Origin of the sequence: Parashewanella hymeniacidonis (assembly GCF_016900895.1) — a bacterium.
GTDB classification, from domain to species: domain Bacteria; phylum Pseudomonadota; class Gammaproteobacteria; order Enterobacterales; family Shewanellaceae; genus Parashewanella; species Parashewanella hymeniacidonis.
Genome location: NZ_JAFEUN010000144.1, coordinates 1 through 8,221, shown reverse-complemented (window position 1 = coordinate 8,221; position 8,221 = coordinate 1). Strand labels below are relative to the sequence as shown.

General features: G+C 42.4%; 7 protein-coding genes and 1 other RNA gene. 1 reads left to right on the top strand and 7 read right to left on the bottom strand.

What is annotated here, in order from left to right:
* Nucleotides 1-329: 329 nt before the first annotated feature.
* The 6 genes from JQC92_RS19725 to JQC92_RS19705 all read right to left on the bottom strand — a co-directional run bounded on the left by JQC92_RS19725 (nucleotide 330) and on the right by JQC92_RS19705 (nucleotide 6,429).
* Nucleotides 330-950, bottom strand: a complete 621-nt coding sequence (locus JQC92_RS19725) for a phosphatase PAP2 family protein (protein ID WP_205001250.1) — start codon at nucleotides 948-950, stop codon at nucleotides 330-332.
* Between the two features lie 126 nt (nucleotides 951-1,076).
* Nucleotides 1,077-1,442: RNase P RNA component class A (gene rnpB / locus JQC92_RS19720), an RNA gene on the bottom strand.
* 56 nt (nucleotides 1,443-1,498) lie between these two features.
* Entirely contained in the window at nucleotides 1,499-2,446 is a 948-nt protein-coding gene (locus JQC92_RS22970; protein WP_276315825.1) for an efflux RND transporter permease subunit, read from the bottom strand.
* Nucleotides 2,446-4,638: an efflux RND transporter permease subunit gene (locus JQC92_RS19715; protein ID WP_276315824.1), complete on the bottom strand. Its 2,193-nt coding sequence runs from the start codon at nucleotides 4,636-4,638 to the stop codon at nucleotides 2,446-2,448. The genes JQC92_RS22970 and JQC92_RS19715 overlap by 1 nt, the downstream gene beginning before the upstream one ends.
* Before the next feature lie 5 nt (nucleotides 4,639-4,643).
* Entirely contained in the window at nucleotides 4,644-5,735 is a 1,092-nt protein-coding gene (locus JQC92_RS19710; protein ID WP_205001249.1) for an efflux RND transporter periplasmic adaptor subunit, read from the bottom strand.
* Between the two features lie 52 nt (nucleotides 5,736-5,787).
* Entirely contained in the window at nucleotides 5,788-6,429 is a 642-nt protein-coding gene (locus tag JQC92_RS19705; RefSeq protein WP_205001248.1) for a TetR/AcrR family transcriptional regulator, read from the bottom strand.
* 360 nt (nucleotides 6,430-6,789) lie between these two features.
* Here JQC92_RS19705 and JQC92_RS19700 point away from each other — a divergent pair, with 360 nt between their 5' ends.
* Nucleotides 6,790-7,155, top strand: a complete 366-nt coding sequence (locus JQC92_RS19700) for a DUF2200 domain-containing protein (RefSeq protein WP_205001247.1) — start codon at nucleotides 6,790-6,792, stop codon at nucleotides 7,153-7,155.
* 433 nt (nucleotides 7,156-7,588) lie between these two features.
* On the opposite strand, the gene JQC92_RS19695 is transcribed toward JQC92_RS19700, so the two are convergent.
* On the bottom strand, nucleotides 7,589-8,221 hold a 633-nt coding region (locus JQC92_RS19695), incomplete at its 5' end, for a group II intron maturase-specific domain-containing protein (RefSeq protein WP_276315823.1).

The window sequence follows — 8,221 nt, the reverse complement described above, 5'->3', positions numbered from 1 at the left end:
AAGAAGTCGTTTGGTGTGCCTAAAATTTGGTTTAACGTATGGTAGTTTGGAATGATCTTAGTTGTTTTTTTGTTAACTTATTGAAATAAAAATGCAACTGTAAATGACCGTGCGAAATATGGGCCTTAACTGTTTTTTCAATATTTTTATTGTGTAATTTTCTTTATTTATAAAAAAGAACTAAAAACGCCAAAAGAATACCACACAGATGTTATTAAATTGATAAAAATAGTGTTTAATTTAACAAATGAGAGACAAGTCAAAATTTATAAAAGAGTAGAATTAACTTACGCACTTCAAACAGACGTAAGTTAATTATTTAGTTACGTTCATTCTTGAGTTGGCACTTTTGAGAATATATATCCAGCGACATAACTCGCTATCGCAAAGCTAAACATCACATCGGAAAAATAATGATCCGTCGTTAAAATACGACTGAATGCCAGAAAGAGTGCACAAAAAATAAAGAGAATGCTCAGCAATTTATTTTTACACCATAAGAACATTCCAGGAATAAGTAATAAAGTAAATGCCGTTATTCCGTGGCCTGAAGGCATTGATGTGAAAGCATGCTTCGCACTAAAAAAGTGGAATCCATAAAGATCATCAGAGAAATATAGTTCAGGTCGGTAACGAGCAAGCACACCTTTTATCACGAACACAACGGCAATCGATAAAGCATAGATAGCCGAAATCCGAACAAGTGGATGTGTAAGGTTTATTTTGTTTTTGAGTAATTGAATAAATGTTATTGCACATATAAGCAATCCTAAAAAACAAATCTTTTTAGACGATGTCCATGATGCAAGTTTATGAGAAAAATGAGTGATATTAGCATCTGAAAAATTATGCAGAAAATAAAGCGCAATGGATTTGTCGAGAAATAAATATCCAATGATAGTAAAAAAAAGAAACACGCAGGCTAAAATATTAAAATGTTTTGCTTTCATTTTCTCTTCCCTCTCCTTCAATTTTCCCCTTGCACTGAACAAGTATCAATTGAAAAAGAATATAGTACATCAATGAATGACTGCTTTTATGAAAGCGGTAACATTTTAGGTAATAAAAAAGAAAAGGTCTGAGTTGGCCGCATAAGCCGGGTTCTGTTCTACCTTGCGGAAGCGACAATCATTCGTCTAGGCCTGCAATTGCTCACAGGCTCAAGCAATCTACCCGGTTCCAACGCGAGCCACGCCATATGGAACCCTATTTGATCTTGCTCCGGGTGGAGTTTACCTTGCGACCAACTGTTACCAGTGGCCCGGTGCGCTCTTACCGCACCCTTTCACCCTTACCAAATACAAGTATCTGGCGGTATCCTCTCTGCTGCACTTGTCGTCGGCTCACGCCGCCCAGACGTTATCTGGCACCCTGCTCTTCGGAGCCCGGACTTTCCTCCCCGTTACTCATAAAAGCAACGCAGCGATTGTCTCGGCCAACTCAGGGCGGCGATTATACCCAACTCAGTATGAGTACACCACCGCTTATTTCCTTTTATTTATGATTTCTGCGATAGAGCCAATTTTTTGAAAAGTCGTGGCTTTATTACTTGCCACCAATCAGAAATATTAGCACCAAGCACCAATAAGCATGGCGTAAGGAATAACGTCAGTAATGTAGCAAACCCTAAACCGCCGGCAATCGCACTGGAAAGCTGTGTCCACCATTGGGTAGATGGTGCGCCAAAGGCCACTTCACGATTCACAAAATCGATGTTCATCGACATCACCATCGGTACTAAACCAAGAACCGTTGTACCCGCTGTCAGTAGTACAGGACGGAAACGCAACTGACCGGTAATTAGCGCCGCATCAAACGCTCGATGTCCTGATTTACGTAATGAATTATAAGTATCAATCAATACAATGTTGTTATTCACCACAATCCCCGCCAGGGCGACAATGCCGAGCCCAACCATTACGACACCAAACGGTTGCTGTGCCACCAATAACCCCAGTAATACACCAGACGTCGAGAACACGATGGCACTCAGCACCAACAAGCTTTGGTAGAAACTGTTAAATTGAATCAATAGAATCATCAGCATCGCAAAAATGGCGATTAAGAATGCCGTCATCAAGAACATACCCGTTTCTTGCTGTTCTTTAGAGTCACCTTTAGCGGCAACACGCACATCTAACGGAAAGGATTTTGTCGCCATTTCCGCTTGCAGTGCTGCTAAACGCTCACTGACTAAGTAGCCTTCTGCGGCATCCGCTTGAACCGTGATCACCAGCTTGGCATCCACACGATTAATGGTGCCCGTTTTTGCTACGGGTGTAAGCGTAACAAAATTCGAAAGCGGCACAGGCCCGTTAGATGTTTGCAGGTTAAAGTTCACAAACTCGTCTAAATGTCGCTGTTGCTGAGGAAATCGAATCACAATATCGACTTCTTCAATCGCATCATCTGGGCGGTATTCAGTGACTTTGTAACCGCGAGTCATCATCTGAATCCACTGCCAATCAGCGTTACATCGGCACCATACTGAGCCGCGGCTTCTCGGTTAATTTTCACTTGCCAATCAATACCCGGTAATGGGCGATTATCTTCAGCATCTTTAAAGCCACCCAGTGCATCCATGGTACTGCGAATGTCAGACACCACTTGGTAAATATTATCTTGGCTAATACCACTGACTTGCAGTTGAATCGGTTTACCTTGCGTTGGACCATTTTCTTGACCACGAAACTCAAGTTTCACCCCAGCAATATCGGCTGTCATTTGCTCCATTTGCGCCAAAATGCTCGATGCCTTACGACGTTGCTTCCAATCGACAAATTCAAACTGAATTGCACCAATTACATCAGTAGCAAACTTATTATCTGGTTTGTTGAATGAGCGAGCGTATAAAGACTTAAGCTCACTCATGCCCTGCAAGCGATCTTCCACCTTTTTAAGCAAAGCGTCTTTTTCATAAACGGATAGATCGCCACGAGCATGCACCAACACTTGCGCAGTTTCAGGTTCTACCTCAGGGAAGAACTCCGTACCTAAACCGAAAGAAAAATAACTGATGTAGCTAAAAATGATTGCCATCATTGCCAGCCCCAGCACTTTCGCTGGGTGAGACAAACCTAATGTTAGCGTTCTTGAGTACCACGTATTTTGCTTAACCGTGGTCGCTTCAATGTCTGACTGGTTAATGTCTTGCTCTTGTTTGTTACCTTTACTACCGCCAAGTACGGCGCCCAACACGGGCAAGAACACTAAAGCCACCAGCAATGATGCCAGCAAACAAATCATCACCGTTATCGGTAAGAACTTCATAAACTCGCCGACCGTTCCCGGCCAGCCAACTAATGGCACAAATACCGCTAATGTCGTCGCCGTTGAGGCGATGATTGGCCAACTCATACGTTTAGCCGCCAGGCCAAAGGCTTGTTTGGAGCTTAAGCCTTCAGTAGCGTAGCGATTGGCAAGCTCCGTCACCACAATGGCGCCATCTACCAACATGCCTACCACTAAAATAAGGCTGAATAGCACCACGATGTTGAGCGTAAAACCGATCCAATAAATCACTAAGATCCCAGTTAGAAATGAAGCTGGAATCGCAAGACCAACGAGAAGTGATGAACGAATGCCCAATGCGGCAACGATTACGATCATCACCATAATAATCGCACTGACCACGTTATTCTGCAGATCCGCTAACATGGTTTCAATTTGACCCGACTGGTCAAGAATGTAATCCAGCTGCACGCTTTGCGGCCAAATTGTTTGACGTTGAGCGACAATGGCTTTCACTTGCTCAATGGTACTGATGATGTTTGAACCGACACGCTTAGAGACTTCAAGTGAAATCGCACTTTGACCATTCACTCGGGCAAAGCCCGGCGCATCTTTAAAGGTTCTGCGAACACTGGCGACATCACCAAACGTGACTACGGTTCGACCCACCGTTTTTATCGGCAATGACAGCATGTCATCAATATTTTCAATCACGCCTGGTACTTTGACCACCATGCGCCCGTCGCCGTTATCCAATGCACCCGCAGCCACCAGCTGGTTATTGCGACTGATGCTGTTCACAACCGTCTGAAAATCGATTGGGTACGTTTCTAAGATCAGCGGGTCAACAATGACTTCTAAGACTTCTTCACGATCGCCGCCAATATCGACTTCAAGCACTTCTGGCAAGGCTTCAATTTCGTCTTTTAAATCACGTGCCATTCTCAACAGCTGGCGCTCAGGAATGGGGCCTGAAAGACTTAATGACAGAATCGGGAAAAGTGCAACATTCACCTCATGCACTTCTGGCTCTTCACCACCTTGAGGCAGTTTCGCTTTGGCACGGTCAACTTTTTCACGCACATCTAACAGCGCTTTATCGCCGTCAAAGCCTGCATCAAATTCAAGCTGCACAGAAGCATGGCCTTCTGAAGCCACGGCGGTCATTTCTTTCACGCCCTCAATGGTACGCAGCTCTTTTTCCATCGGGCGAATGAGTAGACGTTCTGCATCTGAGGACGAGATCCCTTCGTGCGACATTGATACATAAATGATAGGGATGGCAATATCAGGCTGAGATTCACGGGGAATGGAGTTATACGCCACTAGCCCGCTCAATAAAATGAAGGCAAGGAACACCATCACGGCTCGAGCGTGGTTCATCGCCCAATTAATAATTGTATTCATTGTGATTATTCCCCGCTTGCAGCTTCAAGCTCTGGGATCACCACTTGTCCCGCTTTAACAAAACCCTGACCAACCGTGATGAGACGAACGGATTCTGGTAATCCATTCACAAACGTACCTGAGTTTTGCGAACGAATGATTTCGACAGGCATATTGATCACCGTGTCATTATCATCCACCGCTTTAACTTGTAGCGTGCCTTCGGTTGAAAGATCCAACAGTGAGTTTGGCAATTGATGAGCAAGCTCAGGATCAACATCCAGCGTAATCGATGCACTTTGGCCAAATGCAGGCATATCTTTTAAGTTATTGATACGTGACTCAACTCGAAAGGTTCTCGTTTGTGGGTCGGCATCATTAGAAATAAAGCTCAACTCACCATTTAACACTCGACCACCAATCAATTCCGCTTTTATCGGCAAGCCTAAATGTAATTTATGAACCAAGGCTTGCGGGACATTGGCAGTGATGATCAAACTGGTGTTATCCACTAATGTTGCAATCGGATCGCCAGCGGATAGATAGTCGCCTTTATCGACTTGTATATCATTAAGCACACCATCAAAAGCAGCAGTAATTTTTGTTTGCTGAATATCAATATCGAGCTGCTTTACTCGTGCTTTGGCTTGCGCAAGTTCAGCTTGAGTTTGCTTATGTTGATTCGACGACACCATTTTTGATTTCATTAATCGCTGGCTGGCCTCAAGATCGGCCTCTCTTGCCAATAACTGAGCTTTGGCATAATCAAGATCGAGCAATTTGTGGTTCAACTCAATTTGTAAGAGTTGCTCGCCTTTTTTGAGTACATCGCCTTTTTTCGCTAACTTTTCTTCTACCAGCCCACTGGTTTCTGACTTAATTTGAATCCGGCGATACGCTTCAATTTGCCCTTGTAAATGGATGCTGTTCACTAATGGCGCTGCAATAAACTCTGCCACTTGAACCTTAAACAAATCAGGCTTTTTGGTGTTGGTTTTATCAGCTTTTGCCGATACCGATGACTGGCTACCAGCAATGTTGCCCGTGGCGAGCCAAACTAAGGCACCCACAGCGAGAATTGAAGCTATGATCAATGTGCTTTTTTTCGATTTAAACATCTGAGTCCCAGTTATAATTTATTAATTCCGTTATGTTAAAACTGTGCAATGATTATTTAGCTTGATAAGCCAACGCACCAGCAATCATGAATCGAGTGGTAATACGTATAAAATCTTCTTGTTTAAACTTATCAAAATCTTGCACGTGGCCATCCCAGATCATGGCCAGAATTCCATGGAAACAAGCGTGCATGGCTAACACTAATTCTTCTGCTGGCTGCTTAGGAATTTCCCCACGCTCCATCCCGACACTCAATAATTTATAAATCATGTCGTCATTTTCATTTTCAAATGCCGTAAATTTGATGGAAAGTGCTTCAGGCAACCTTTCAATAAAGTCTGAGTTTTTGCAGAAATGAGCGATTTTCGATGCCGCAGGTTCGTTAATTGAAACTAACAGGCACTGTTCAATCAAGTCATGTAAACAGCTGACCACGTCACGTTCAAAATCAATATCGCTAATGAGTGCGGTAAACTTCTGATAATGATTAAGGGTAATATGAGCATAAATCTCTTCCTTAGAAGAAAAGTGCTTGTATACCGTCCCCTTACCTATTTCTGCTTGTTTGGCAATTTGTTCAACGGTAACTGCTTGCCAATTTGCGCCATTGAGCAGATACAAGGCTGCATCAAGAATGTCATGCTCTCGTTGAGCAAATACTTTTTGTTTTCGTGTTAATTCAATTTCGGTCATTTTGTGACTCAAAGTCATTTTGTGACTACCAGTCACACAATTGAAGTACAGATCATATTTTAACGATAAAAAATACAAACCTGATGAGATAAAAAGTTGAGAAATTACCTTTTGCTCTATCCTAAAGTTTAAAAATCATGGCCTTGTTTGACTTATTTTTTATAAAACGAGTAATCTGTTCACAGTCTTGAACCGCTTCAACCTAAATAAATCGGTTGGGAGCGTTCAGCACTCACCTGATGAGTGAAGTTGTGCTATTAAATTTCGAGTTGAATTCCCATAGGTTAAGAACTAATTATGCGTTCAACCGATTTATTTAGGTTCAACCCGTAAGTAAGTTATTTTGCTAAAGAGATAATGATGACGACCACACAAAAACATGATGATCAAATCGCCTGCTTGGTCTTTGCAAAGATCTACCCAATGTACGTTGCGAAAATCGAAAAGAAAGAGCGAACGGTTACTGAACTCATTGAGGTTATTACTTGGCTTACAGGTTACAGTGAGGACCAGCTACAGCTCTTAATTGCAAATCAAATCACCATGAAAGAATTCTTTGCTGGCGCCACAATTAACCCTAATGCTCACCTCATTAAGGGAAAAATTTGTGGCTATCAAATTGAAGATATTCAAACGCCTACCACGCAACAAATTAGATACTTAGATAAGCTAGTCGATGAGCTTGCGAAAGGACGTAAAATGGAGAAAATTTTAAGGAAATCTTAGATTGAGCTTCATTTGCTTTATCGACGATATTAAACTTCTTTGAAGTATAGAAAGTCGTGGAGTTGCTCTCCACACCGCCTCAAGGAGAGTTCACCAGCAAACTCTCCTTAAGAATCCTCAATGCCGCCCAAACGAAGCTGAGCGTTTCAGATATTATTGAATAAATGCCTAACAGCTCTGATGGTACATCCATGTCCCCCAGAGCTTGGCTCGACGTCCATGTCTCGCCTACGTCATTTTATATTCAATAATATCTTCAACAGCTTCGATGGGGGAGTTGTCGCCTGAAAGGAGATTTGGAATATCTATAACTCATTTTTATGTCGGATAAACGACACCTGTTACCAGATGCCGTTCTCCTAAGAACCGTACGTGCAACTTTCACTGCATACGGCTCAAGCCTCCACAAAAGCTTTAATGTTACCCAGCAACTTCACAATGCAGGCATGACAGGTTCAAACCAAGAGTTTCTGCTTTGCTTATTAAGCTTACGCCTTTGTAAATAAGCCGTATGCTCAGGATCATAAGGTGTTGCAGCACCTCTGATTTTCACATGCCGTTCAATTGGTGTTTTGGCTATTTCTACAAGATTAAACGAACAGTCCATACCCGCTATTTTCTGACGCCCATGAAATCGCCAGTAGCCATTTCTATCCAGAAAATATTTTCTTGCCACCCACTGTTTCCCTTTTGTGATGTGTTTTCTAACAGCCCACCTCCATAATGCAAGAAATAGTTGATGTCCTACATAATCAAAGACTTTCTTCGCAACGCAATGATGGTAATAGTTCGCCCATCCTCTCAGCTTTGGATTCAACAACTTGATTAAATCATTGACTGAGGCAGTTGCATGCTTCCTAATAAGTTGCCGCAGGTTTCTCAAAAATAACAGTGTATTGCTCTTACTTGGTTTAATAAGCAGTTTGCCTTTGTACTTTCTGATATTAAATCCCAGAAAATCAAAACCATCATTAATGTGTGTCACATGCGTTTTCTCAACCGAAAGCGTTAAGCCTCTTTGTTGTAGGAATCGTGCAATTTGCGGTTTGACTTCATTTTCAAGCAC